Annotated in this window: 21 protein-coding genes; 11 read left to right on the top strand and 10 right to left on the bottom strand. The window is 71.0% G+C overall.

Features of this window, described 5'->3' with window-relative positions; genetic code table 11:
* Positions 1–450 precede the first annotated feature (450 nt).
* Positions 451–1,635 carry an ROK family transcriptional regulator gene (locus BR98_RS02565; RefSeq protein ID WP_083975893.1) on the top strand — a complete coding sequence of 395 codons (1,185 nt, stop codon included), beginning with the start codon at positions 451–453 and terminating at the stop codon, positions 1,633–1,635.
* A gap of 235 nt (positions 1,636–1,870) precedes the next feature.
* Positions 1,871–4,051: a cellulose binding domain-containing protein gene (locus BR98_RS02560; protein ID WP_063774699.1), complete on the top strand. Its 2,181-nt coding sequence runs from the start codon at positions 1,871–1,873 to the stop codon at positions 4,049–4,051.
* Positions 4,052–4,129: 78 nt separating this feature from the next.
* On the opposite strand, the gene BR98_RS02555 is transcribed toward BR98_RS02560, so the two are convergent.
* The 5 genes from BR98_RS02555 to BR98_RS02535 form a co-directional block, all read right to left on the bottom strand.
* Positions 4,130–4,768, bottom strand: coding sequence for a polysaccharide deacetylase family protein (locus BR98_RS02555; RefSeq protein ID WP_198042108.1), 639 nt, complete (start codon positions 4,766–4,768; stop codon positions 4,130–4,132).
* A gap of 207 nt (positions 4,769–4,975) precedes the next feature.
* Positions 4,976–6,232 (bottom strand): ROK family transcriptional regulator, encoded by a 1,257-nt coding sequence (locus tag BR98_RS02550; protein WP_051969225.1) that lies wholly within the window; start codon positions 6,230–6,232, stop codon positions 4,976–4,978.
* Positions 6,233–6,244: 12 nt separating this feature from the next.
* Positions 6,245–7,522, bottom strand: a complete 1,278-nt coding sequence (locus BR98_RS02545) for a sugar ABC transporter permease (RefSeq protein ID WP_035839583.1) — start codon at positions 7,520–7,522, stop codon at positions 6,245–6,247.
* Positions 7,519–8,298 (bottom strand): ATP-binding cassette domain-containing protein, encoded by a 780-nt coding sequence (locus BR98_RS02540; protein ID WP_035839569.1) that lies wholly within the window; start codon positions 8,296–8,298, stop codon positions 7,519–7,521. Before BR98_RS02540 ends, BR98_RS02545 begins: the two co-directional genes overlap by 4 nt.
* 79 nt (positions 8,299–8,377) lie before the next feature.
* On the bottom strand, positions 8,378–9,472 hold the full coding sequence (locus BR98_RS02535; RefSeq protein WP_035839566.1) for a sugar ABC transporter substrate-binding protein: 1,095 nt from the start codon (positions 9,470–9,472) through the stop codon (positions 8,378–8,380).
* A 348-nt stretch (positions 9,473–9,820) separates the two neighbouring features.
* Here BR98_RS02535 and BR98_RS02530 point away from each other — a divergent pair, with 348 nt between their 5' ends.
* Positions 9,821–10,444 (top strand): hypothetical protein, encoded by a 624-nt coding sequence (locus BR98_RS02530; RefSeq protein WP_157537327.1) that lies wholly within the window; start codon positions 9,821–9,823, stop codon positions 10,442–10,444.
* Positions 10,445–10,495: 51 nt separating this feature from the next.
* Here the strand turns inward: BR98_RS02530 and BR98_RS02525 are convergent, their stop codons facing one another.
* Entirely contained in the window at positions 10,496–11,563 is a 1,068-nt protein-coding gene (locus BR98_RS02525; protein ID WP_232247208.1) for a sigma-70 family RNA polymerase sigma factor, read from the bottom strand.
* An 85-nt stretch (positions 11,564–11,648) separates the two neighbouring features.
* Here BR98_RS02525 and BR98_RS02520 point away from each other — a divergent pair, with 85 nt between their 5' ends.
* Together BR98_RS02520 and BR98_RS02515 are read left to right on the top strand one after the other, a co-directional pair.
* Entirely contained in the window at positions 11,649–12,008 is a 360-nt protein-coding gene (locus BR98_RS02520; protein ID WP_035839562.1) for a VOC family protein, read from the top strand.
* Between the two features lie 44 nt (positions 12,009–12,052).
* Positions 12,053–12,718, top strand: coding sequence for a maleylpyruvate isomerase family mycothiol-dependent enzyme (locus BR98_RS02515; protein ID WP_035839559.1), 666 nt, complete (start codon positions 12,053–12,055; stop codon positions 12,716–12,718).
* A 41-nt stretch (positions 12,719–12,759) separates the two neighbouring features.
* On the opposite strand, the gene BR98_RS02510 is transcribed toward BR98_RS02515, so the two are convergent.
* The 4 genes from BR98_RS02510 to BR98_RS02495 form a co-directional block, all read right to left on the bottom strand.
* The gene (locus BR98_RS02510) at positions 12,760–13,440 is read right to left on the bottom strand and encodes a DUF6629 family protein (RefSeq protein WP_035839557.1); all 681 of its coding nucleotides are present in this window, start codon (positions 13,438–13,440) and stop codon (positions 12,760–12,762) included.
* Positions 13,441–13,783: 343 nt separating this feature from the next.
* Positions 13,784–14,551 carry an amino acid ABC transporter ATP-binding protein gene (locus tag BR98_RS02505; RefSeq protein ID WP_035842586.1) on the bottom strand — a complete coding sequence of 256 codons (768 nt, stop codon included), beginning with the start codon at positions 14,549–14,551 and terminating at the stop codon, positions 13,784–13,786.
* An 85-nt stretch (positions 14,552–14,636) separates the two neighbouring features.
* The gene (locus BR98_RS02500) at positions 14,637–15,491 is read right to left on the bottom strand and encodes an amino acid ABC transporter permease (RefSeq protein WP_051969224.1); all 855 of its coding nucleotides are present in this window, start codon (positions 15,489–15,491) and stop codon (positions 14,637–14,639) included.
* Positions 15,492–15,523: 32 nt separating this feature from the next.
* Entirely contained in the window at positions 15,524–16,399 is an 876-nt protein-coding gene (locus BR98_RS02495; protein WP_035839554.1) for an ABC transporter substrate-binding protein, read from the bottom strand.
* A gap of 182 nt (positions 16,400–16,581) precedes the next feature.
* On the opposite strand from BR98_RS02495, the gene BR98_RS02490 reads away from it, so the two are divergent.
* From BR98_RS02490 to BR98_RS02465, 6 genes are all read left to right on the top strand, one after another.
* On the top strand, positions 16,582–18,273 hold the full coding sequence (locus BR98_RS02490; protein ID WP_051969223.1) for a gamma-glutamyltransferase family protein: 1,692 nt from the start codon (positions 16,582–16,584) through the stop codon (positions 18,271–18,273).
* 52 nt (positions 18,274–18,325) lie between these two features.
* On the top strand, positions 18,326–19,051 hold the full coding sequence (locus tag BR98_RS02485) for a TetR/AcrR family transcriptional regulator (RefSeq protein WP_035839551.1): 726 nt from the start codon (positions 18,326–18,328) through the stop codon (positions 19,049–19,051).
* A 255-nt stretch (positions 19,052–19,306) separates the two neighbouring features.
* A complete protein-coding gene (locus tag BR98_RS02480) occupies positions 19,307–20,149 on the top strand; it encodes a nitrilase-related carbon-nitrogen hydrolase (protein ID WP_035839548.1) in 843 nt (280 codons plus the stop codon).
* An 83-nt stretch (positions 20,150–20,232) separates the two neighbouring features.
* Positions 20,233–21,633: a dihydropyrimidinase gene (gene hydA, locus BR98_RS02475; protein ID WP_035839546.1), complete on the top strand. Its 1,401-nt coding sequence runs from the start codon at positions 20,233–20,235 to the stop codon at positions 21,631–21,633.
* Between the two features lie 66 nt (positions 21,634–21,699).
* Positions 21,700–22,716: a TIGR03842 family LLM class F420-dependent oxidoreductase gene (locus BR98_RS02470; RefSeq protein WP_035839545.1), complete on the top strand. Its 1,017-nt coding sequence runs from the start codon at positions 21,700–21,702 to the stop codon at positions 22,714–22,716.
* A gap of 104 nt (positions 22,717–22,820) precedes the next feature.
* Entirely contained in the window at positions 22,821–24,374 is a 1,554-nt protein-coding gene (locus BR98_RS02465) for an NCS1 family nucleobase:cation symporter-1 (protein WP_051969222.1), read from the top strand.
* Positions 24,375–24,377: the final 3 nt, after the last annotated feature.

Raw genomic sequence — 24,377 nt, 5'->3', positions numbered from 1 at the left:
ACGATAGACATCCCCATTTTTCGCCGACGCAACACCAGTGACACATGGATGCATCAAGTTGGCTGTTGCCAACTACCCCGGGCGGGACGGAAGAGTCCCAGGTAGAGGTAGGTATGGCGATGGCGATCGAAGCGCCTGCCGCAACCCGCCCGGCTCGACTGGCGAAACCTACAGAGTCAATGAGTACTACTCATTCTGGAATCTCTGGCGGTCGTCAATCTCTAACATCCCGTCACTCGAACGCCAAAAGCCCGCCGCGGGCCCGGTGCTGGAGGCCGTGACCCGGGACGGCGACACACTCGAACGGATCACCGATACGCTGCGTCGAGCGGGGGCATTGCAGGGTGCCCAGGCGGAGGACCGACAGGGACCGATGGGAGAGGACAGCTCGTGGCGGCAGTCGGCAGGGCGAGCACAAGCGCGGAGAGCGGGCCCGCCTCGCAGCAGGACATGCGCCGGCAGAACCTCGCGGTGGTCCTCGGCTCGGTTGCCGCGCACAGTCCGCTCTCCCGTGCGGATGTCGCCGGGCGCACCGGTCTGACCAGGGCGGCCGTCTCCTCCCTGGTCGACGAGCTCATCGGCCGCGGGGCGCTGTCCGAGGCGGAGACCGCGCCGAGCGGTCGGGTCGGCCGTCCGGGACGGGCGCTGACCGTGAGCGATCGGGGTCCGGCGGGACTCGGCCTGGAGATCGGCGTGACGCACCTCGGCGCGTGCGTCGTGGACCTGCGCGGTGAACCGCGGGTGTGGCGTCGGGTGGAGCGGGCCAACGCCGGTCGGCCCGTCGAGCGGGTACTGGCCGAGACGGCCGCGCTGGCCGCCGAGGTGGAGGCCGAGGCCGCCGCGCTCGGGCTGCAGGTGGCCGGCCGGGTGCTCGCCGTTCCCGGGGTGGTGCCGAACGAACCGCGCGGACTGGTCGCGCATGCGCCCAACCTCGGGTGGCACGCCGTGTGCCCCGCCGACCACTGGCCCGACCCCGCCGGCGCGCCCGAGCCGGAGAACGAGGCCAACCTCGGCGCGCTGGCCGAGTACTGGCACGCCGAACACGCCGGCGAGACCTTCGTGCACGTCTCCGCCGAGGCCGGGATCGGCGCCGCCCTGGTCGTCGGCGGGCACCTGTTCCGGGGTGCCCGCGGCTTCGCCGGCGAACTCGGTCACATCCCCGTCCACCCGGACGGCGTTCCCTGTGCCTGCGGCGCCCGCGGCTGCCTGGAGCAGTACGCGGGGGAGGTGGCCGTGCTGCGCGAGGCCGGGCTCGCCCACGAGGCCGGGCTCGCCCAGGACGGGGATGCGCAGCCCGCCGATCCGGTGGCCCTGCTGGCCGAGCGGGCCGTCGCCGGGGATGCGCCGGCCCTGCACGCCCTGGAGCGTGCCGGGCGGGCGCTGGGCCTGGCCCTCGTCTCGGCCGTGAACCTGATCGACCCGGACGGCCTGGTCCTGGGCGGTGCCTACGCCGAGCTCGCCGACTGGCTGTTGCCGGCGATGCGCGCCGAGCTCGCCACCCGGGTCACGGTCCGGCCCTGGGAGCCGCAGGCTCTGCGGTCCTCCGAACTGGGCCGGCGCGGACCGGTGCTGGGCGCGGCGCAGTTGACGGTCCGTCGGATCATCGCCGATCCCACCCTGCTGCCGGCCGGCTGAACGAGGCCGGTCCGGGCGGGCCCGACGGGTGTCGGACCGCTGCCCCGGCATGAAAGTTTCGGTCGGCCGCCCGACTGTTGACCGCAGCTCAGCCCGTGGAAGGGCACCGGACGGCGGGCAGCGCCGTTGACGCCCGGTGGTGCCCCGGTCGACTCTCGGGTCACCGTCGGTGGTCCGCGCCCACTCTCACCCCGCGATGCTCCGACGGTACCCACCCGTCGAGAGGATCACGTCCATGCCCTTGTGGCCCCCAACGAGGCAGTCGCGCCTGCCCGCCGTCCTGGCCGCCCTGGCCCTGCTGGCCGCCGGACCGCTCTGGAGCACCGCGTCGAGCGCCGGCGCGGCCGCCCCCGCCACCACCGCGGCGACGGTGAGCGTGAACGCCGCGCAGGCCCTCGCCACCGTCCCCGCCACCGCGATCGGCACCAACGGCTCGGTCTACGACAGCAAGCTGACCGACGCGGCGGTGCCGGGCCAACTGAAGCAGGCCGGTGTCGGCCTGGTCCGCTTCCCCGGCGGCAGCTCGTCCGACAGCTACGACTGGAAGACCAACAGCGACCTCACCTACGGCACCCAGGCAGTCGACTTCGACCACTACGCCGCGATCCTCCAGCAGTCCGGCGCCCAGGGCATGGTGACGGTCAACTACGGCAGCGGTGACGTCATCGGCGCCACCAAGACCCCGGCCGAGAGCGGCGCCCAACTCGCCGCCGACTGGGTGCGGTACGCCAACATCACGCACGACTACCACATCAAGTACTGGGAGATCGGCAACGAGATCTACGGCAACGGCACCTACAACGCGGACTGGGAGACCGACAAGCACTGCGCCGCCGGCGCCAACCCGACCAACTGCGGACCGGCGGTGTACGCGCAGAACGCCAAGGCGTACATCGCGGCGATGAAGGCCGTCGACCCGACCATCCAGGTCGGCGTGGTGCTCACCGCGCCGGGCAACTGGCCGGACGGCAGCACCTCGGCGGGCAGTCCGCAGCCGTGGAACCAGACCGTGATGACGGCGCTGGCCGGGCAGATCGGCTTCGCCGACGTGCACTGGTACCCGCAGAACCCGAGCAGCGTCACCCCGCCCGGGCCGACCGACGCGGGCCTGCTCGCCTCCTCGGCGCAGATCCCCGGCATGGTCAGCACGCTGCGCTCGCAGCTCGGCCAGTACGCGGGCAACAGCTCGGTGCCGATCATGCTGACCGAGACCAACTCGGTCTCCTCCAACCCGGGCAAGCAGACGGTCGGCCTGGTCAACGCGCTCTTCCTGCCGCAGGACTACCTCGGCTGGCTCGCCAACGGCGTGTCCAGCGTGGACTGGTGGCAGATCCACAACGGCATCGTCAGCACCGGTGACAACGGCTCCTCGCTCTACGGCTCGGCAAACTACGGCGACTACGGCATGCTCGCCGACGGCAGCTGCGTCGCCGGCAGCGGCGCGCAGCTGTGCGAGCCGGCGGCCGACACACCGTTCCCGGCCTACAACGGCATGACGCTGCTCAGCCGGTTCGTCCACCCGGGCGAGACCCTGGTCGCGGCCGGCTCCAACCAGTCCCTGCTGCAGGCCTACTCGGTGAAGGCCGCCGACGGCTCGCTGCGGGTGCTGCTGGTCAACGACGACCCGAGCAGCAGCTACCAGGTGGGCCTGTCCTACGCCGGCTTCACCCCGGCCACGGGCACGCCGACGGTGACCACGATGGCGGGTGCCGCAGCCGCGCTGACCACCGCGAGCGCGGGAACGGCCACTTCGCAGACCGTCGCGCCGTACAGCGCGGTGCTGGTCACCCTGCGGCCGGGCAGCACGGTGACCCCGCCGACCACGCCGGGCACGCCGACCGCCTCGGGGGTCACCGGCAGTTCGGTGGACCTGAGTTGGGCCCCGTCCAGCAGCGCCACCGGCCTGGCGGGCTACGACGTGGTGCAGGCCGCGGGCAGCACCGAGACCGTGGTGGCGTCGTCGACCGGCGCGAGCGCGACGGTCAGCGGCCTGCAGCCGAACACCAGCTACACCTTCGCCGTCTACGCCAAGGACACGGCGGGCAACCGCTCGGCCCGCTCCGGCACCGTCACGGTGACCACGGCAGCGGCCACCGGCGGCGGCAGCTGCAAGGTCGGCTACTCGGTGAACAACGACTGGGGCAGCGGCTTCACCGCCAATCTGGTGCTCACCAACACCGGCAGCACCCCGGTGAACGGCTGGACGCTCTCCTTCGGCTGGCCCGGCAACCAGCACCTGAGCAACGGCTGGAACGCCAACTGGACCCAGTCGGGCAACACGGTGACGGCCACCAGCCTCTCCTACAACGGCACCCTGGCGCCGGGCGCGAGCACCAACCTCGGGTTCAACGCCTCCTACTCGGGCGGCAACCAGGCCCCGAGCGGTTTCACCCTGAACGGCGCGGCCTGCGGCTGACGGCGTGACGGAGCCGCCCGGGCAGCGGGTTCGCTGCCCGGGCGGCGGAGCACTCATCGCGGCGCGGCCGCCCTTGAGCTACGTCCGAGTCACCGCCCCCGGCACCAGGCCCCGGGCGGACCAGGCTCGCAGGATCGCGGGCAGTGCGCCGACCGTGGCCGAGCGGCCGTCGTGGAGCAGCACCACGGCGCCCGCCGGTGCCTGGCCCGCGACGGCCGCGATCTCCGCTGCCGGCGCTCCCGCCCAGTCGCGGGTGTCCGTGGTCCAGAGCACCTCGGTGAGCCCCTCGGCCGCGGCGGCTGCGCGGACCTCCAGGTCGGTCTCGCCGTAGGGCGGGCGGAACAGGGTGGGCGCGGTTCCGGTGAGCTCCCGGACGATGCGCTGGGTGCGCCCGAGCTCCTGGGCCACGGCCGCTCGGTCGAGCCCGGTCAGGTGTGCGTGCGAGTAGCTGTGGTTCCCGATCCACATCCCGGCCGCGTCCAGGGCGAGCAGCAACTCGGGGTGCCGCTCGGCCTGTTGACCGCAGACGAAGAAGGTGGCCCGGTGGCCCGCCGCGACCAGCGTGGCGAGCAGCTCGAGCGTCGACTCCGGGTGCGGCCCGTCGTCGAAGGTGAGCGCGACGGTGGGCCGGCGACGGCCGCTGCGGGGAACGGCCGTCGCCGGTGACTGTGGGGGTGCCGTTGTGCGAGACCTGGTGGCCTGCGGGGTGTCGGGCACCGTTGTTGTCCTTCCGCGTCGGGTGGGGGAGCGGACGAGCGGTGGTGCGGGACAGGGCCGGGCGCCGGCAAACGGAGGCTTCGAATGTTTCGGAAGCATTACCGAAAGCCAATAAGACCGTAACGCCGCCCCGACGGCCCGTCAACCGGTTCCACTGGTCGACCGCCTCGCCGGCACGCCGAGGACAGCCCGCAGCAGGACGTCCGCTCAGTTCTCGGGCGAGGACGGGCTCAGCGCCACGGGACGGGCCCGGCGTTGCTCCGAGAGGCGGGTGAGGGTCTCCAGCGGTCGAGTGAGCACCTCGGAGAACGCCAGTTCGGCGGCGCCGATCAGGACGGTGTCACCGCCGAGTTCGCTGACCCGCAGCCGCAGGTTCTCCCGCACCGCGGCAAGGGCATTGGTGTTGATCCGGCTGCGCACCTGTGCGGCGGATCCGAGGAAGACGTCCCGGAGGGTGCCACCGAGGATGACCAGGTCCGGATCGAAGAGGTTGACGAGGTTCGCGATGCCGATGCCGAGCCAGTCTCCGACGCGGTGCAGGGCCGCACGCGCGGTGACGTCTCCGTGGTCGGCGGCGGTGACCACCGACCGTACGGCGTCGACCCCGGTGACGCGGCCGTCCCGACCGGCGGCTTCCAGGAGGGCGCGCTCACCTGCCTCGGCCTCCAGGCAGCCGTGGGCGCCGCAGCCGCACGGCCGTCCCTGGTAGGGGTTGACGTTCATGTGGCCGATCTCGCCGGCGTATCCGCGCTCGCCGCGCAGGAGTTCACCGTCGGTGATCACTCCGGCGCCGATCCCGATCTCGCCGTGGAGGTAGACGAGGTTCTGGCTGCCGCGGCCGACGCCGCGCCGATGCTCGGCGAGCGCGCCGAGATTGGCTTCGTTCGCGACCAGGACCGGGACGTCCAGGCGGAGCCGGTCGGCGAACGCACCGGCGAAGTCGATGTCCTTCCAGCCCATGTTGGGGGTGAGACTGACCAGCCCGTCGGGGTGGCGGACGATGCCGCGCACCGCCACGGCGACGCCGACGCACGAACTGCCGGCCGGTGCGCGAGCCAGCATCTCGTGGGCGAACCCCGCGAGGATGGCGGCCACTCGCGCGGGGTCCTGCGGGCGCCCGTCGGGCCATGGGCACTCGCGCCGGTCCAGGAACACGCCGCCGAGTCCGATGAGGGCCGCCGCCAGGCGCTCCACGCCCACGTCCGCCGCCAGGACGTGGACGTGAGTGGACTCCGGCTTCACGACCAGCGAGGGCCGCCCGGCCCGGCCGGTTTCCTGCGGCAACTCCTCGCGGACCAGGCCCGCAGCCGTCAGATCGCCGACCAGACCCAGAATGGTGCTGCGGTTGAGGCCGAGCCGGGTCGCCAGGACGGTTCGCGAGGTGGGCCCGTCGAAGTGGACGTGGCGCAGCAGGGCACCCAGATTGTGCTGGCGGACCTCTTCCTGGGAAGGACCGGCTTTCATGGCTGGCGACCCTCATCGTTGGGCTGAGCGGCGGCGGGACATGGCGTCCACGCCGGCGGCCACCAGCAGAACCGATCCCGTGACAGCGTACTTGACGCCTGAGGAGTACCCCATCAGGCCCATGCCGTTCTGGATCACCGCGACGACCAGGCCGCCCAGCACGGCGTCGACGACGCGGCCGCGACCGCCGAACAGGCTCGTGCCGCCGATGACGGCGCTGCCGACGGCGAGCAGCAGGACGTTGCTCCCGCCGGTGTTGGGGTCCACGGAGTTGCCCCGGGAGGCGGCGATGATGCCACCGACGGCCGCCAGGCAGGAGCAGATGACGAAGGCGGCAATGCGGATGAAGGCGACGTTGATCCCGGCCCGGCGGGCGGCTTCGGGGCTGCCGCCCACGGCGTAGATGTGCAGGCCGAAGCCGGTCCGCTGCAGAGTGAACGTCCCGAGCACGAGGAGGGCCCCGATCACGGGCACGACGATGGGCACGCCCTTGAGGGAGCTGACGATGACGTTGCGGCTGCGTTCCTGGTTGAGCAGGTACACGGCCGCGCCCCCGAGCACGACGACGGCGCCGGTCCGGATGGCGAGGAGCGCCACCGGGGTTCCGGCCAGGCCCCGGCCGATCCGGTCGCGGCTGCGGCGCAGTTGCAGGGCGGCGTAGCAGGCGGCGCAGCCGGCCAGCAGGACCCAGCCGAGGACGGGGCTGAGGTTGTCGTTCGCGATGGCCAGGATGGTCGGGTCCTTGACCGAAACATTCGTACCCTCCTTCAGCAGGATCAGTACGACGCCCTGGAAGCCGAGGAACGCGGCCAGCGTCACCACGAAGGAGGGGATGCCGACCTTGGCGACGAGCGTGCCGATGAGCAGGCCGATGACCGCGCCGGTCACCATGGCGGCGGCCACCGCGGCGTACCAGGGCCAGCCGTGGTTGGTCAGCAGGATGGCCAGGACCGCGGCGCAGACACCACTGGCGTATCCGGCTGACAGGTCGATCTCGCCCAGGAGCAGGACGAAGACCAGGCCCATGGCGATGGCTATGCTGCCCGAGCTCTGGGTGAGCAGGTTGGCGAAGTTCAGGTTGGACAGGAAGACCGGGCGCAGGAGGGCGAAGAACACGCACAGGACGACCAGGCCGGCGACGGCGGGAAGGGCGCCGAGCTCGCCCGCGCGCACCTGGTCGAGGTAGCTGCGGCCGACGTCCCCCAAGCGGGCGGTCGAGGACCGGCCCTCCTCGGAGTCGGCGGGCCGGTTCGGCCGCTCGGGCTTCTGGGGGGCGACGGCGGCGGTCATACGGCGGCTCCGTTGGGGGTGGTCCGAGGGCCGAGGTTGCCGCTGCGGCCCGAGGTGATCAGTTCGACGACCTGTGCGTGTGTCACGTCGGAGGCCTTGACCTGGGCGGCCATCCGCCCGAGGTGCAGTGCGGCTATCCGGTCGGAGACCGCGAAGACGTCGTTCATGTTGTGCGAGATGAGCACGACGGCCAGGCCGTTGTCGGCCAGCCGACGCACGAGTTCCAGGACCTGCGCGGTCTGGGCGACGCCCAGGGCCGCGGTGGGCTCGTCAAGGACCACGAGCTTGCTGTTCCACAGCACTGCCTTGGCGATGGCGACGGTCTGGCGCTGGCCGCCGGAGAGGCTGGAGACCTTCTGGCGAAGGGACTTGACCGTGCGCACCGAGAGTCCCCGGAGCGTCGCGGCGGCCATCTCCTCCATGGTCGAGTCGTCGAGGACCATGCCGCGACGCTTCTCCCGCCCCAGGAACATGTTCTGCACGATGTCGAGGTTGTCGCACAGTGCGAGGTCCTGGTAGACGATCTCCACGCCGAGCGCGGCGGCGTCGCGCGGGCTGTGCACCTGAACCGGCCGCCCGTCGAACAGGTAGTCCCCTGCGTCGCTGGGGTGGATGCCGCCGATGCACTTGACGAGCGTCGACTTGCCCGCGCCGTTGTCGCCGACGAGTGCGGTGACCTCCCCCGCGTAGGCGCTGAACGCGATGTCGTGCAGGACCTGGACGGGGCCGAAGCTCTTGTCGATCCCGCGCAACTCGAGAGTCGGTGTCTCTGTCATGGGTGAGGCTCCTGGGGATTGGCGGGGTGGGCCCCGCGCCACCGACGGCCGGGGCCCACTGGTACGGCCGGCGCTCGCGCTACTTGATGCCGGCCTTCGTGCACAGCGCGTCGTAGTCGCCGGTGCACAGCTGCGCCTTGGTGACGAAGCCGTCGGTGATGACGTCCTGGATGTTGTCCTTGAAGACGGCTTCGGGTGTCAGCAGCGCCGACGGGACGTCGCGGTTGCCCGTCGGGTCGTGGACGGTGGCGCTGGTCTGGCCCTTCTTGCCACCGGCCAGCGAGACCGCGAGGGCTGACACCGCGTCGGCCTCCTTCTTCACGGCCTTGTAGACGGTCATGCACTGGTCGCCGGCCAGGATGTTCTGCAGGCCCTGCACCGTGGCGTCCTGACCGGTGATCGGCACCTGCCCGTTGCGGTGGTTCTTGCGCAGCACGGCGATGGCCGCGTTGGCCAGACCGTCGTTGGCCGCGAGCACCCCGCCGATGTTCGGCTGACTGGTGTTCATCTGCTCGAAGATCGTCTGCGCCTGGGCGCTGTCCCAGTCGGGCACCGACTGGTTGGGGCCCTTGGTGTACGTCCCGGAGGCGTACAGCGGGTCCAGCACGCTGTTGTAGCCGTTGGCGAACAAGGTGGCGTTGTTGTCCGTCGGAGAGCCGTTGAGTTCGGCCACGACGGGGTTCTTGGCGCCCATGTCGCCCAGACACTTCGTCAGGCCCTGCCCCTGGAGCTTGCCGACCTGGGTGTTGTCGAAGCTGACGTAGTACTGGGCGGAGCCGCCGAGGGTGAGCCGGTCGTAGTCGATGGTGGCCACGCCCTGGGTCTTGGCCTTGTCCAGGACGGCCTTGCCGGTTCCGCTGTCGAGGTTGACGATGATCAGCACGTTCACGCCGCTGGTGATCATCTGGTCGGCGATCGTCTGGAACGTCTGCTTGTCGCCCTCGGCGTTCTGGATGTCGTAGTCCACACCGGCGGCCTTGAAGGCCGCCGCGAGGTACGGCCGGTCCGCGGTCTCCCAGCGGACGGACGACTTGCTGTCCGGCAGGATCACGCCGATCTTCGGCTTCTTGGCGCTCGCCGAGCCGGTACCGGAGCTCGAGGAGCCGCAGGCGGTGACCGTGGAGAGCAGGGCCGCTGACAGGGCGGCGGTGGCGAACAGGAGCCCCTTGCGCATGGGCAGGGTCCTTTCGAGGCGTGTCCGACCTGTGCCGGACGTGCGTTGGCTGATGAAGGGTGGGGATGGGCACGAGCACGAAGCAGGGGAAGCAGCCGGCCCCTGTTTGTTGCCCGCGACAACATACGACCTGTGATGAGGTCCGCCAAGCCCTTGCGCCGACCCGCGTGCGTAACGATCGAGTTACCGGAAGTCGGCCACGGCGTTGAGTGCCCGAGGCACGCCGTCATCGGTGGTGTCGAACGCGGGTGCGGGTTCCACGTATCCAGGGCAAGGGCAGGGCGGGTCGGGGTAGCGTGGGCGAGCCGCGGTCAGGGGGGCCTGATGTGCTGCTCAGGAGGGGAACTGATGCACCGTTCGGGAAGTCCTTCGTGGTCGATGAACATCGGGCGGTGGGGTGACCTGCTGCACTATCCGCTCTGGCTGCGCGCCGTCGAGCGGATCGACGTTCCGGCGGGCGGCCTGGTGCCCGGGCCGCTGGACCTCGCGAAGCTGCCGGAGCCGTCCGGGCCGGCCGACCCCGCGCTCGGCGAGGCGTGGCGACAGTGGTGGGAGGCGGCCGTCCGGCAGGCCTTCGAGCCGCCGGGCGAGGAGATCGTGACCATCCCCGGGGCGACGCTCCGCGGCCCCGACTTCGAGGCCGTTCCGGAGCCGCTGCGTGAGCTGGCACGGCGGCGCTGGGATCCGGCGCTCCTGCAATGGCACGGGCCGGAGGAGTTCGACGGAACGGGTGCCCCTCGGACCACCGGACCGGACGGCCGCAGGCTGGACATCGAGGGGGACGTGGTCCGCGCGGTGGAAGCCGAAGTCGGGCACCGTGCCGAACCGTTCACCCTGTCGATCCACTTCCTGGTGGTGGCCGACGAGGAGATCCGCCGCGCCGGGCCGCGCGAATTCCTGGTGCCGGAGCGGCTGCGCGGGACCGAGGTGTACCGGAACTGGCTGCACGGCCTGGTCCGGGCGCTGGTCTGACGGCAGGCTCCCCGACGGTCGACGGCCCGCCGACCGTCATCCTGATGGGAGTCAGGCCATGGTGCCGGGCAGACCGAACAGTCGGAAGAGGCCGGGGTCGAGGAACGAGGTGATCTCCGCGATCCGGTCGTCGCGCAGGGTCAGCACCGCGATCGCCCACGCGTGGTGCGGGTGCGCGGGGTCGGCGCCGAGGTAGAACCCGACGGCCGGCTGGCCGTTCGCGCTGGTCAGCTGGTGCCGCCAGCTCGGGCAACGGGTGATGGGCACCTGAACGGCGAAGTCGCAGACGGCGTCGATGCCGTGGTACCAGTGCGGCAGCGGCGGCATCGACCAGGTGACGTCCTCGGTGAGGAGCGCGATCAGGGCCTCGGCGTCGCCGCGTTCCAACGCGCTGGCGAATCCGGTCGCCAGCGTCCGCGCTCGCGCGCCGCCGACGGAGTGCAGCGTCTCCCGCTGGGTGCGGGCGGGAAGCCTGCCCGCGAGGACGCGACGGGCGCGGGCGAGTGCGGAGTTCACCGAGGTGGTGGAGGTGTCCATCATGGCGGCGATCTCGGCTGCCGTGAACCCGAGGACGTCGAACAGCAGCAGCGCCGCCCGCTGGTTGCCCGGCAGATGCTGGCATGCGGCGACGAACGCCAGCTCAACCGCCTCGCGCTGCTCGTAGCGGGCCTCCGGTCCGGCGGGCTCGTGCGGGAGACCGGCATCGGGGTAGGGACCGAGCCAGGCGACCTCGGTGCGCGGAACCTGGTCGAGCACGGCGTGCTCGCTGGACGGACCCAGGTCCATCGGCAGAGCCCGCTTGCCGCGGGCGTCGACCATGTCCAGGCAGACACGGGTGGCCACGGTGTACAGCCATGTGCGCAGGGTGCTGCGGCCTTCGAACCGCGCCAGTCCTCGCCAGGCGCGCACCAGCGCCTCCTGCACCGCGTCGTCGGCGTCGTGAACGGAACCGAGCATCCGGTAGCAGTGGGCGTGCAGCTCCCGGCGCAACGGTGCCAGTAGCCGGGTGAACGCGGCATCGTCCCCGTCACGGGCGCGGGCCAGATCGGCGTCCTGAGCGCGCTGCCCACTCGCCTCGCCGGTGCCGTCCGCGAGCCGACCGGAAGAAATCTCGTCCACGAGCGACGATTCTGCCCCACGGCGGCGGTCTCACCTGTCGAACACGTCCCACCGATCACCCCTGCCCGCCCCGAGGAGGCTGCTCATGAGCTCGACCGACCGCCCGCACCTGCCCGCCTGGTTCGACATCTCCACCCCCGACGCCCCGCGCGCGCGACGCTTCTACCAGGAACTCTTCGACTGGTCGGTCAACAGCCTCGACGCGACCTACGCACTGGTCGCCGACGGCGACGGCCGGCCGTCGGGCGGGATCGGCCAGGCCGGCCCGGACAGTCCGTACACCGGGCTCGTCGCCTATTTCCCGGTCGACGACGTCGATACCGCGCTCGCCCGCGCCGAGCAGCTCGGCGCGACCCGCGTCCTTGCCCCGATTGACACGCCCGTCAGCCGTATCGCCGTGTTCACCGATCCCGACGGCAACCACGTCGGCCTGGTCAGCCGTTGACCGGATCCCCGCCCGCCCGACTACCGCACAGGAGCATCGCCCGCATGACATCACCGACACCGACGACCGACCTTCGACCCGCGACCCGCAACTGGTCGCTGATCCACGCCGAGCGGGCCGCGTTGTCCGCCGACCTCGCAGAGCTGACCGAGCAACAGTGGGCCACCCAGTCGCTGTGTGACCGGTTCACCGTTCGCGAGGTGCTCGCGCACATGACCGCCGGGGCCAGCCTCAACCCGGTGCGGTGGATGGCGGGTGTCATCCGCTGCCGCTTCGACTTCGACCGGCAGGTCGCCATGCGGCTGGCCGAGCACCTGGGCGCCGGCCCGGCCGAGACACTCGCGCGATTCCGCCGGGTGACCACCAGCACGACCAAGCCGCCCCTTCCGATCGTGGCGATGCTCGGCGAAACCATCGTGCACGGGGAGGACATCCGCCGGCCGCTCGGCATCGAGCGCGACTACCCCGTCACCACCCTGACCACCGTAGCCGACTACTACCACGGCTCTGACCTGCCCGTATTCGCCAAAAGTCGCGTCCATGGCCTGCGGCTGACGGCCACCGACGGTCCGTTCACCGCCGGTGCCGGGCCACGGGTGTCCGGCACTACCTTGGCGCTGGTCATGGCCATGGTCGGCCGTGCGGCCTACTGCGAGGAACTCGACGGCGACGGCGTCGCCACCCTGCGCGAGCGCCACGCAACGGCTTGACAGCAGCGACGGGACGACGGCAGCCGCGAAGCGGACGCCTGCTACCGCCCAGTCGCCTGGGTCGCGTACGACGGGCGGCCCGCCCAGCGGAGCAGCAGCATGCTGAACAGCGCCGCCAGCGCGCACCAGGTGGAGAGGAAGGCGAGCCGCGACAGCAGTGCGCAACCCGCAGCACCCGCTCCGGTCAGCAGGCCGAGGTGACGGAGTGAACGATCACCGCTCAGCAGGAGGGAACCGACAGTGGCGAGGAGATAGCCGGTCAGCAGGACCGCCGGGTGCGGGACGCCGATGCCGTAACTGATCGTGTGGCCTTGCACGGTGGCCCTCACCGGGTGAGTGGCGACAGCCCACAGGAGCGGCGCCGCGACAGCCGTGCCGAGCAGGGTGATGCCCGCGAGCACGCGGCGCCGGCCTGGTCCGGCCGGGTGGCCAGGTTCGGTGGCCGCGCACCACACGGCGGCGGGGACCAGGACGGGCAGGAGCGGCAGGGCGATCGCTGCCCAGATGGTCCGCGCCACGCCTGCGGGCCCGGCGGACAGTTCACCGTCCGCGCCGAGCCGGACGAACGCCTCGATCAGCTGGTGTACGCCCAGGAGCAGCGGCAGTACGCCGAGCGGCAGCCGTTCCGCGTGGCCGGAGCGCCGGACGCGGGCCAGGCAGAGCAGGCCGACGCCCGCGACCACCCCGCCGGCCACCATGTCGGCCTGTGCGCTCCAGCACATCTGTCCGCCCAGTCGCCCTTGTGACAAGCGGGGCGCGGATCGAGAACGGCCCGGGCGCCCGGGGCTCGGCCAGTGTATGTCGGCGGCCCCGCATCCGGCCCGGGCGGCGCGCCAGGGTCCAGGGGCGAGCGAGCAATGCACCCTCTGCAGAGGAGCTGAGACACCTCGGCGCCGACGCCGGCGCCGGCGCCGACGCCGACGCCGACACCGGGACCGTGCCCGGTGGCCAACGGGCCTGCGATCTGGCCGGATCCGGCTTGCCCTCACCAGCGCCGCACGCCGGTCCGGCGGGTGCGCGCTCGGTCTTCATCGAAGTCGGGCGCCGTGTCGGTGCCGCGAGTGTTCAGCCGCCCTCGTTGATGCGGCGCAGGAAGGCGCGCGTGCGGTCGTGGGCGGGGTCGGTCATGAGCTGCTCAGGAGGGCCCTCCTCCAGGACGGCCCCCTGGTCGAACATGACCAGCCGGTCCGCGGCCGAGCGGGCGAAGCCCATCTCGTGGGTGACGACGATCATCGTCATGCCGTCGTCGACGAGTTCCTTCATCACGGCGATGACCTCGCCGACCATCTCGGGGTCGAGGGCGCTCGTCGGTTCGTCGAACAGCATCAGCTCCGGCTTCATGGCGAGGGCGCGGGCGATGGCGACGCGCTGCTGCTGGCCGCCGGACAGTGCTGACGGCCGCGACGACGCCTTGTGTGCGAGGCCGACTCTCGCCAGGAGGGCCTGCGCCTGCTCCCTGGCCTCGGCTTTCGGCATGCCGAGGGTTTTCGTCGGCGCGACGGCCACGTTGTCGAGCGCCGTCAGGTGGGGAAAGAGGTTGAAGCGCTGGAAGACGAAACCGATGTTGCGGCGGCGCTGCGCCACCACCTTCGGCCGCTCCTCCACCAGCCGATCGGAGCCGGACGGCCGCGGCCGGTAGCCGACCGGGCGGCCGTGGATGAGGATCTCGCCCTCGTCGATGCGTTCCAGGTGGTTGAGACAGCGGAGGAACGTGGTCTTGCCGGACCCGGACGGCCCCACCATGACCACGACCTCGCGGGCCCGGACGTCCATGGAGATGCCGTTCAGCACCGGGACGCCGCCGAAGCGCTTGACCACCCCGCGCGCCGACATCACGGCCGCCGCGTCGGCCGGCCCGGCGGGCGACGCGGCCCCGTGCCCCGCCCGCTCCCCGGCCTGCTCTGTGATCGGTTCCATGTCAGTGGGCCTCCTTGTCCACGAGGTCTACGAGCTCGGTCTTCTCGCGGCCGGTGGCGCGGCCCAGGCCGCCTCCAGCGAACCGCTCCCGCAGCGACGGCGCGGCGATCACCTGCCCGGGATCCGCGAGTTTGCGCTCGATGAACCGTTGGACGAACGACCACACCGTCGTCAGCGCGAGGTAGTAGCAGGCGGCGACGAGGAATATCTCGAAGGTCTTGAAGGTCGCCGAGTTGATCGACTGCGCGGTCAGGAACATCTCCTGCAGGCCGATGACCGACAGGAGGGAGGTCGACTTCATCATCAGGTTGAACTCGTTGCCCAGCGGCGGAACGATGATCCGGATCGCCTGCGGCAGCAGCACGACCCGCATGGTCATCGCCGGGGTCATGCCCAGCGCCTGCGCCGCCTCCGCCTGCCCGGGATCGATGGCGTCGAGGGCCGCGCGGAAGATCTCGGCCATGTACGCGGCCTCGTTCACGGCGAGCGTCAGCGTGGCCGCCTGCACGACGCCGAGGAGGACGAGCCCGCCGACCTGGATGTCGCCGAAGCGGTAGACGTCCGCCGCGGCGAGGCCGTTGTAGACGAGGACGAGCTGGACGAGCAGGGGCGTGCCGCGGATCAGCCAGACATAGGTCCGGCCGCCCCAGCGCAGCGGCGAGAAGCGGCTGCGCTGGGCCAGGGCGACGGCGAACCCGAGGATCACACCGAGCAGTTGGGCGACGACCGAGATGTAGACGGTGCGCCAGAGTCCGTCGAGGAACACCCCGGAGGGCGAGGACAGGTAGTGCCAGAAGAACGGCCAGTCGAAGCCGGCCGGCTGCCCTGCGTCGGCGAGGACGGTTGCGTGGGTCACGTGGTCTTCTCTCTGCGCGCCTGCCCCGGGAGTCAGTTGGCGATGTCGTCGCCGGTCAGGTTCCACTTCTTGAGGATCGTGTCGTACGCACCGCTCTTGCGTACCGCAGCCAGCGCCTGGGCGAGCGCGTCGTGCAGGGACGTGTCGTCCTTGCGGGTCGCGGCCCCGACCTTGATGCGGTTGAACGGTTCGCCGGCGAGGCCGAAGGTGCCCGGCTGCTGCTTCTGCACGTACGCGGCGGTCTCCAGCGTCGTGCCGTAGGCGTCCACCAGTCCGAGACGCAGTTGCTGGAGGGCGTCAGTGTCCTTGGTGAACTGCCGGATGTCGATCTCCGCCTTCCCGGCCGCCTTGCACTTGTCGGACGCGTCGGTCAGGTACTGGACGACGGTGGTACCGGTCTGCCCGGCCGCCTTCTTGCCGCACAGGTCGTCCGCGCCCTTGACGGCCGCGGCGTTCTTCTCGGCCACGACGAGGGTGTTGGAGGCGTACATGTACGGGACGAAGTCGACGACCTTCTCGCGCTCCGGCTTGATGTAGAGCTGGCTGATGATCGCATCGCACTGCTTGGCCTGCAGGGCCGGGATGATCCCGCTGAAGCCGGTGTTGGCCCAGATCGCCCGGACCCCGAGCTCGGCGGCCAGCGCGTTCCCGAGCTCGATCTCGGCTCCCACCGGCTTCTGCGCGGTGTCGTAGTACGTCAGCGGCGGCGCGCTGATGTCCGAACAGTAGGTGATCTGACCGCCCTTCACGAGCGCGTCCGCGGGCAGTGTGACCGACGCCGTCGTGGTGGCGCCGGCGGCGGTCCCGCCGGACTTCCCGGCGCATCCGGTGAGGGCCAGGACGGCTGCGGCGGTGGCGCCGGCCAGCGCGGATACCGGTCGTCGGGAGCAGAAGAGCGATCTGGCCATTTTCGAACTCCTTTGTGAGTTCACGCTGTTGCGCGGCGATGTAAGTCAGTGCCATAGTCGATGACGTTGACTATGGATGGAAGCTAGGCCCGCCGCTCTCGGACTGTCAATAAGTCCCTTGTAACGCGGCGGTTAAAGAGGTCGCACAGCAGGCGGCCGCCGACGCACTCGGGAAGGAAACGATGTCCGCACACACCGAACGTCCGCCGGCCGAACGTCCGCCGGCCGAACGTCCGCCGGCCGAACGTCCGCCGGCCGAACGTCCGCCGGCCGAACGTCCGCTGGCCGCGAGCGGCGGGAAATGGGCCGTCGCAACGCCCCACGCCGCCGCCAGTGAGGCGGCGGCCGATGTGCTGCGCGGGGGCGGCAACGCGGTCGACGCGGCGCTCGCCGCCGCCGCCATGCTGACGGTGGTGTACCCCAACCAGTGCTCCGTGGGCGGCGACCTGCTGGCACTGGTGGGCACCGCGGACGGCGACGTCCGCTTCGTCAACGCCAGCGGCCGGTCCCCCCGCGCGGTCGACGTGGCGTCGCTGACGGCGGCGCACGAGGTGATGCCGGTCCTCGGCGCCCTGCCGGTGACGGTGCCCGGCGTGGTCGCCGGATGGGGCGCCCTCGCCGAGACCTGGGGCACCCGTCCGCTCGCCTCGGCGCTCGCGCCCGCCGAGGCCGCCGCCCGTGAGGGGGTGGCGGTGGCCCCCGGACTGGCCAACGATCTCGCACGGGAGAGCGGCCACCTGGCGCGGGATCCCGGTACGCGAGGGGTGTTCTTCTCCGACGGCGAGGTCCTCGCGGCCGGACAGACGCTGCGCCAGCCCCACCTCGCCCGCTCGCTGGCCCTGATCGGCTCCGAAGGCCCCGCCGCGATGTACGGGGGAGAGGTGGGAGCGAGCCTGGTGAAGCTGCTCGCCGCGCGGGGTTCCGCGATGACGGAGGAGGATTTCGCCGCACACACCGTGGAGCTCTCGCCGGCGCTCTCGGCGGAGTACGACGGTGTCGAGTACCTGTCGGCCGGTGCGAACTCGCAGGGCCTCTTCTTCCTCCAGGGCCTCAAGGCACTCGACGTGGCCCGCACCGTCCGCGGGCCGCTCGACCCGCTGGGCCGCGACGCCGGCGTGGTCGCCTCCGTACTCGCGTGGACGGCCGGCGACCGCGACCGCTACTGCGCCGACCCGCAGTGGAGCAGCGCCCCGGTCGACCACCTGCTGTCCGACGCATACGCGCGGCGCGTCGCCGAGCACGCGATGGCGGGCACGGCGATCGACCTGCTCCCACAGCGCAAGGCGTCCGGTGACACCGTCGCGGTGGTGGTGGCCGACGCGGAGGGCACCTGGGTCTCGCTGATCCAGAGCGTCTTCCACGGCTTCGGCGCCGCCCTGCTCGACCCCGGCACCGGGATCGTGCTGCACAACCGGGGCGCCTCCTTCTCCCTCGACCCCGCCTCGCCCAACAGGCTGGCCGGGGGGAAGCGGCCGCTGCACACGCTGATGCCGGTGCTGGTCCGCGAAGGGGGTGAACTCGTCGGCGCGCACGGCGCCATGGGCGGACGCGCGCAACCCCAGGTGCACACCCACATGGCCCTGCATCTCGCCGCTGGTTCCGCTCCCGAACACGCCGTGTCGACGCCGCGCTGGGTCCTCGGAGCCATGGAGGCGGGGGTGACGACCGGCGCGGGCGTCGTCAGCACCGAGCGGGACGTCCCTGCCGCCGGACTCCACGCGATCGAGGGAGCGGGCTTCACCGTCCGGCCGCTCGGCGCGAACGAGGACGGGGTGGGCCACGGCCAACTGGTCCGGCGGCTCCCCGGGGACGGCCGGCCGCAGCTGGCGGCGGCCACCGATCCGCGCGCGGACGGTTCGGCGGTCGCCGGCTGACGCCGTGGCCGGGTGCGCGATCATGGGAGGGATCGACGTGGGGAAGGGAAGCATGACCACCAGCGGTAGCAGGACGACCAAGAAGGCGACCAAGAAGGCGGACCAGAGCCGGCTGCCGCGAGGCACCCTGAGCCAGGAGCTGATCGTCCAAGCGGCGTTCCGGGTCGCGGACTCCTCCGGTATGGAGAAGCTGACGTTCCAGGCCCTCGGCCGTGAGCTGTCCGCTCATCCGACGGCGATCTACCGGCACTTCCGCAACAAGGACGAACTGCTGCTGGCACTCATCGACGCCCTGCACGAGGAGGCACTGGCCAGCACCCCGCCGCCCACGGACGACTGGGCCCACGATCTCATGGAGATCGCGATCCACACCCATGAGGCGTTTCTCCGCCATCCCCGGGTGGGGGCCCTGGCAGCCGCGCGCACCGCCCGGCGGGAGAACGAATTCCGGTCCGTGGAGCGCAAACTGGACTGCATGCGCCGGGCCGGCCTCGACGACGCCGAGGCCGCCCGCTACTACCGGGTCTTCGCCGACCTGGTGCTGGCCTACAGCGCCATGGACGCGAGCCTGGCCGCGCTGTCCCCGGAACTCCGGGACGCCGACCTGCACGCCTGGAAGACGGACTACCTCACGCTGCCGCCCGACAAATACCCCAACATCGCGCGGGTCGCACCGCGGTTCGTGGGTCTGGACGACCCCCAGAACTTCATCACGGCCGTCCAGGCGGTCATCGACACGGTGCGGGCGAAGACGGAGCGCGAGGCCCGCCGCACCTGAGCCGCGCCGCACCTGAGCCGCGCCGCGCCGGGGTTCTTCGTGTCATCGGAAATTAATGCCGAAGCTCGACCGGAAACGCGGATTTCACTGGATTCGTCACCGTTCTTCAAATACCGCGTTTTGGCTTCTTTCGGCGTGACGCCGCGGAACGACTGAATGCCCGTCGCGTTACACCGTGCCACTCCACCGCCATGGCTGCGATCTCCTAATGTCGACCGTCAACGGGGAACCCGCTCTTCACAGAGGAGAAAGCCGATGAGCCGTGTGGTCCGCGCAGCCCTGGTCCAGACGAGATGGACCGGCGACAAGGAGTCGATGATCGACCTGCACGAGCAGTACGCCCGCGACGCGGCAGCGCAGGGTGCGCAGGTCATCGGCTTCCAGGAGGTCTTCAACGCCCCGTACTTCTGCCAGGTGCAGGAGGAGGAGCACTACGCCTGGGCCGAGGCCGTCCCCGACGGCCCGACCGTGACCCGGATGCAGGACCTGGCCCGGGAACTGAACATGGTCATCGTGGTGCCGGTGTACGAGGTCGAGCAGCCCGGCGTGTACTACAACACCGCCGCTGTCATCGACGCCGACGGCAGCTACCTCGGCAAGTACCGCAAGCACCACATCCCGCAGGTCAAGGGGTTCTGGGAGAAGTACTACTTCAAGCCGGGAAACCTGGGCTGGCCGGTTTTCGACACGGCCGTCGGAAAGGTCGGGGTCTACATCTGCTACGACCGGCACTTCCCGGAGGGCTGGCGGGCGCTGGGCCTGGCCGGCGCGGAGATCGTCTACAACCCCTCGGCGACCAGCAGGGGACTCTCGGCGTACTTGTGGCAGCTGGAGCAGCCCGCGGCCGCCGTCGCCAACGAGTACTTCGTCGCCGCGATCAACCGGGTCGGGGTGGAGGAGTACGGCGACAACGACTTCTACGGGACCTCCTACTTCGTGGACCCGCGCGGCCAGTTCGTCGGCGAGCCGGCCTCCGACAAGGAGGAGGAACTGGTCGTGCGCGACCTCGACCTCGGCCTGATCGAGGAGGTGCGCCACCAGTGGGCCTTCTACCGGGACCGCCGCCCCGACGCCTACGGCTCCCTCGCCGAAGCCTGACCAGGGCCTGACCGAGGCTTGACCGGGGCCTGGTCAAGGCATCCAGTGACGTCCTGACGGGAAGAACGGAAGGAACAACGCGAATGACTCGTACGGTGATCCGGGGCGGACTGGTGATCACCGCGGCCGAAGAGACGGCGGCCGACGTCCTGATCGAGAACGAGCAGGTGGTGGCCCTCGCCGCCAGCGGCAGCCAGTTGGCCGAGGGCTGGTCGGCGGACCGCGTGATCGACGCGTCCGGGAAGTACGTGATCCCGGGCGGGGTGGACGCGCACACGCACATGGAGCTGCCCTTCGGCGGCACCGCCTCCTCGGACACCTTCGAGACCGGCACCCGGGCCGCGGCCTGGGGCGGTACCACCACGATCGTGGACTTCGCGGTGCAGTCCGTCGGCCACTCACTGCGTGAGGGCCTGGACGCCTGGCACGCCAAGGCCGAGGGCAACTGCGCCGTCGACTACGCCTTCCACATGATCATGTCGGATGTCACCGAGAACAGCCTCAAGGAGATGGACCTCCTGGTGGACGAGGGGGTGACCTCGTTCAAGCTGTTCATGGCCTACCCCGGTGTCTTCTACAGCGACGACGGGAAGATCCTGCGGGCGATGCAGCAGGGCGCGGACAACGGCGGCCTGGTGATGATGCACGCGGAGAACGGCATCGCCATCGACGTGCTGGTGGAGCAGGCGCTGGCCAGCGGGCGCACCGACCCGCGGTACCACGGCGAGGTGCGGCACGAGTTGTTGGAGGCCGAGGCGACGCACCGCGCGATCCGCCTGGCGGAGGTGGCCGGATCGCCCCTGTACGTGGTTCACGTCTCGGCCGCCTCGGCCGTCGCGGAGCTGGCGGCCGCGCGGGACCGGGGACTGAACGTCTTCGGCGAGACCTGTCCGCAGTACCTGTTCCTGTCCACCGACAACCTGGCCGAACCGGGCTTCGAGGGCGCGAAGTACGTGTGCTCGACGCCGCTGCGGCCCGAGGAGCACCAGGCGGCGCTGTGGCGGGGGCTGCGGACCAACGACCTGCAGGTGGTCTCGACGGACCACTGCCCGTTCTGCTTCTCCGGTCAGAAGGAGCTGGGGCGCGGGGACTTCTCCAAGATCCCGAACGGGCTGCCCGGCGTGGAGAACCGGATGGACCTGCTGCACCAGGCGGTGGTGGACGGGCGCATCACGCGGCGGCGCTGGGTGGAGATCGCGTCGGCCACCCCGGCCCGGATGTTCGGACTGTACCCGCGCAAGGGGACGATCGCGCCGGGTGCTGACGCCGACATCGTGGTCTACGACCCGGACGCGACGCAGACGCTGTCGGCGGCGACGCACCACATGAACGTCGACTACTCGGCCTACGAGGGCCTGCGGGTGCGCGGCAAGGCGGTGACGGTGCTGTCGCGGGGCACCGTGGTCGTCGACGGCGACAGCTACCTGGGCCGCCCCGGGCACGGCCGGTTCCAGACCCGCGACACCTGCCAGTACCTCATCTGATCCCTCGTCAGATCTCCCCCTGGCTCTTCCCCAACCTTCCCACTCCCGGACTACCGGAGGATTCCCGTGGACATCGGCCTCGTCCTGCAGACCGACCCGCCCGCCTCGCTGCTGATCGAGCGGATGAAGCGCGCCGAGGCGGCCGGATTCAGCCACGGCTGGACCTTCGACTCGGTCGTGCTCTGGCAGGAGCCCTTCGTCGTCTACAGCCGCATCCTGGCCGAGACCGAACGCATGGTCGTCGGCCCGATGGTCACCAACCCCTCCACCCGCACCTGGGAGGTGACGGCCTCACTGTTCGCGACGCTCAACGACATGTACGGCAACCGGACGGTGTGCGGGATCGGCCGCGGCGACTCCGCGATGCGCGTCGCCGGGCGCAAGCCCGCCACCCTCGGCCGCCTCAGCGAGGCCATGCACGCGATCAAGGAGCTGGCGGAGGGCCGGGAGACCGTCGTCGACGGGACCGCGATGCGGATCCCGTGGGTCAAGGAGGGCGCCTCGCTGCCCGTGTGGATGGGCGCGTACGGACCCAAGGCACTGGAACTGACCGGACGTCAGGCGGACGGCTTCATCCTGCAGCTGGCCGACCCCTTCCTGACGGAGTGGATGATCAAGGCCGTACGCGACGCGGCCAGCGCGGCCGGCCGCGACCCGGACGACGTGAAGATCTGCGTGGCGGCCCCGGCGTACGTGACCGAGGACGACTCGCCGCAGGCACTGGCGCACGCGCGGGAGCAGTGCCGCTGGTTCGGCGGTATGGTCGGCAACCACGTCGCCGACCTGGTGCGCCACTACGGGGAGGGCTCCGGCCTGGTCCCCGAGGCGCTGACCGCGTACATCAAGGAACGTCAGGGGTACGACTACCGCCACCACGGCCGGTCCGGGAACCCGGACACCGCCTTCGTACCCGACGAGATCGTGGACCGGTTCTGCCTGATCGGTCCGCCCGAGGCGCAGGTCGCGAAGCTGCAGCAGCTACGCGACCTGGGCGTGGACCAGTTCGCGGTCTACGCCATGCACGACGCCGTGGAGTCGACCATCGACGCCTACGGCACCAGCGTCATCCCCGCGATGAGCTGACCACTGCTCCACTCGTTCACTCGTTCGTCCGGCAGCCCAGCGCCGTGCCCGCCGGCCTCTGTCCCGTCCCCCACGCGAGACCCCGCGAACCGAGGTGGCCGTCCATGTCCACAATCACCCCCCAGCCCACGGCGGCGCAGACCACCCATCCCGACGGACGAGTCGAACTCGCCGCCGGAGTCGCTCCCAGCGACCCGCGCTTCACCAATGAGGACCTCGTACCGGTCCCGGTCGGGCGCAGACGCTGGACCACGTACAACTTCCTGGCGTTGTGGGTCGGCATGGCCCACAACATCCCCTCCTGGACCCTCGCCTCGGGGCTGGTAGCGCTCGGCATGGACTGGAAGCAGGCGGTGCTGACCATCGCCCTGGCCAACGTCATCGTGCTGGTCCCGATGCTGCTCACCGGACACGCCGGCACCAAGTACGGCATCCCCTTCCCGGTCTTCGCCCGCGCCGCGTTCGGCCTGCGCGGCGCCAACCTCCCCGCACTGATCCGTGCCGCGGTCGCCTGCGCCTGGTTCGGGATCCAGAGCTGGATCGGCGGCGAGGGCATCTTCCTGCTCGCCGGCAAGCTCCTCGGCCACGGCTGGCAGACCGCCTCGGCTGTCGGCGGCTTCCCCTGGACGCAGTGGCTCTCCTTCCTGCTCTTCTGCGCGCTGGAGATCGCCATCATCGTCCGCGGCATGGAGACGCTGCGCCGGTTCGAGAACTGGGCCGCGCCCTTCGTCATCGTCGGCGCGCTGGCCCTGCTCGCCTGGATCGCGGTCAAGGCCGGAGGCTTCGGCCCGCTGCTCGACCAGCCGTCCAAGCTGGGCTGGGGCAGCGGCTTCTGGAAGATCTTCTTCCCGTCGCTGATGGGCATGATCGGCTTCTGGTCGACGCTGTCGCTCAACATCCCCGACTTCACCCGCTTCGGCGGCAGCCAGAAGGCCCAGATCCGCGGCCAGGCGCTCGGCCTGCCCACCACGATGACCCTCTTCGCCCTGCTCTCGGTCCTGGTCACCTCCGGTTCCCAGGCCGTCTACGGCACGCCGATCTGGGACCCGATCGCGCTCGCCGCCAAGATGGACAGCGTGGCGGGCACCCTCTTCGCGCTGCTGGTGGTGCTGGTCGCAACCCTGTCGGTGAACATCGCCGCCAACGTGGTCAGCCCCGCGTACGACCTCTCCAACCTGCTGCCGAAGATCATCAGCTTCCGTACCGGCGCGCTGATCGCCTGCGTGGTCGGCATCGTGATCTTCCCCTGGAAGCTCGTCGCCGACCCGCACATCTACATCTTCACCTGGCTCGGCGTGGTCGGCGGCCTGCTCGGCACCGTCGCCGGCATCCTCATCGCCGACTACTGGATCATCCGCCGCACCCACCTGGAGCTGGACCAGCTCTACACCCCCGGCGGCCGCTACTGGTACGCCTCGGGCTGGAACTGGAGGGCGGTGGCGGCCTTCGTCGTCGGCGGACTGCTGGCCGTCGGCGGCTCCTACGGCGGCCCCTTCCCGACCGGCGGCGTGATCGGCTTCCTCCAGCCGCTCGCCGACTACGGCTGGGCCGTCGGCCTGGCCTCCTCGCTGGTGCTCTACGTCGCCCTCACCCGGTTGGCCCCGCCCGTGCAGCGGGCCGTACCGGCCGCGTACGAGCCGGCCACGGCCGAGGTCTGAGGC

The sequence above is a fragment of the Kitasatospora azatica KCTC 9699 genome (assembly GCF_000744785.1).
Classification (GTDB): domain Bacteria; phylum Actinomycetota; class Actinomycetes; order Streptomycetales; family Streptomycetaceae; genus Kitasatospora; species Kitasatospora azatica.
The sequence above is the reverse complement of the archived record's forward strand: the minus strand, read 5'-3'. Positions and strand labels throughout refer to the sequence as shown.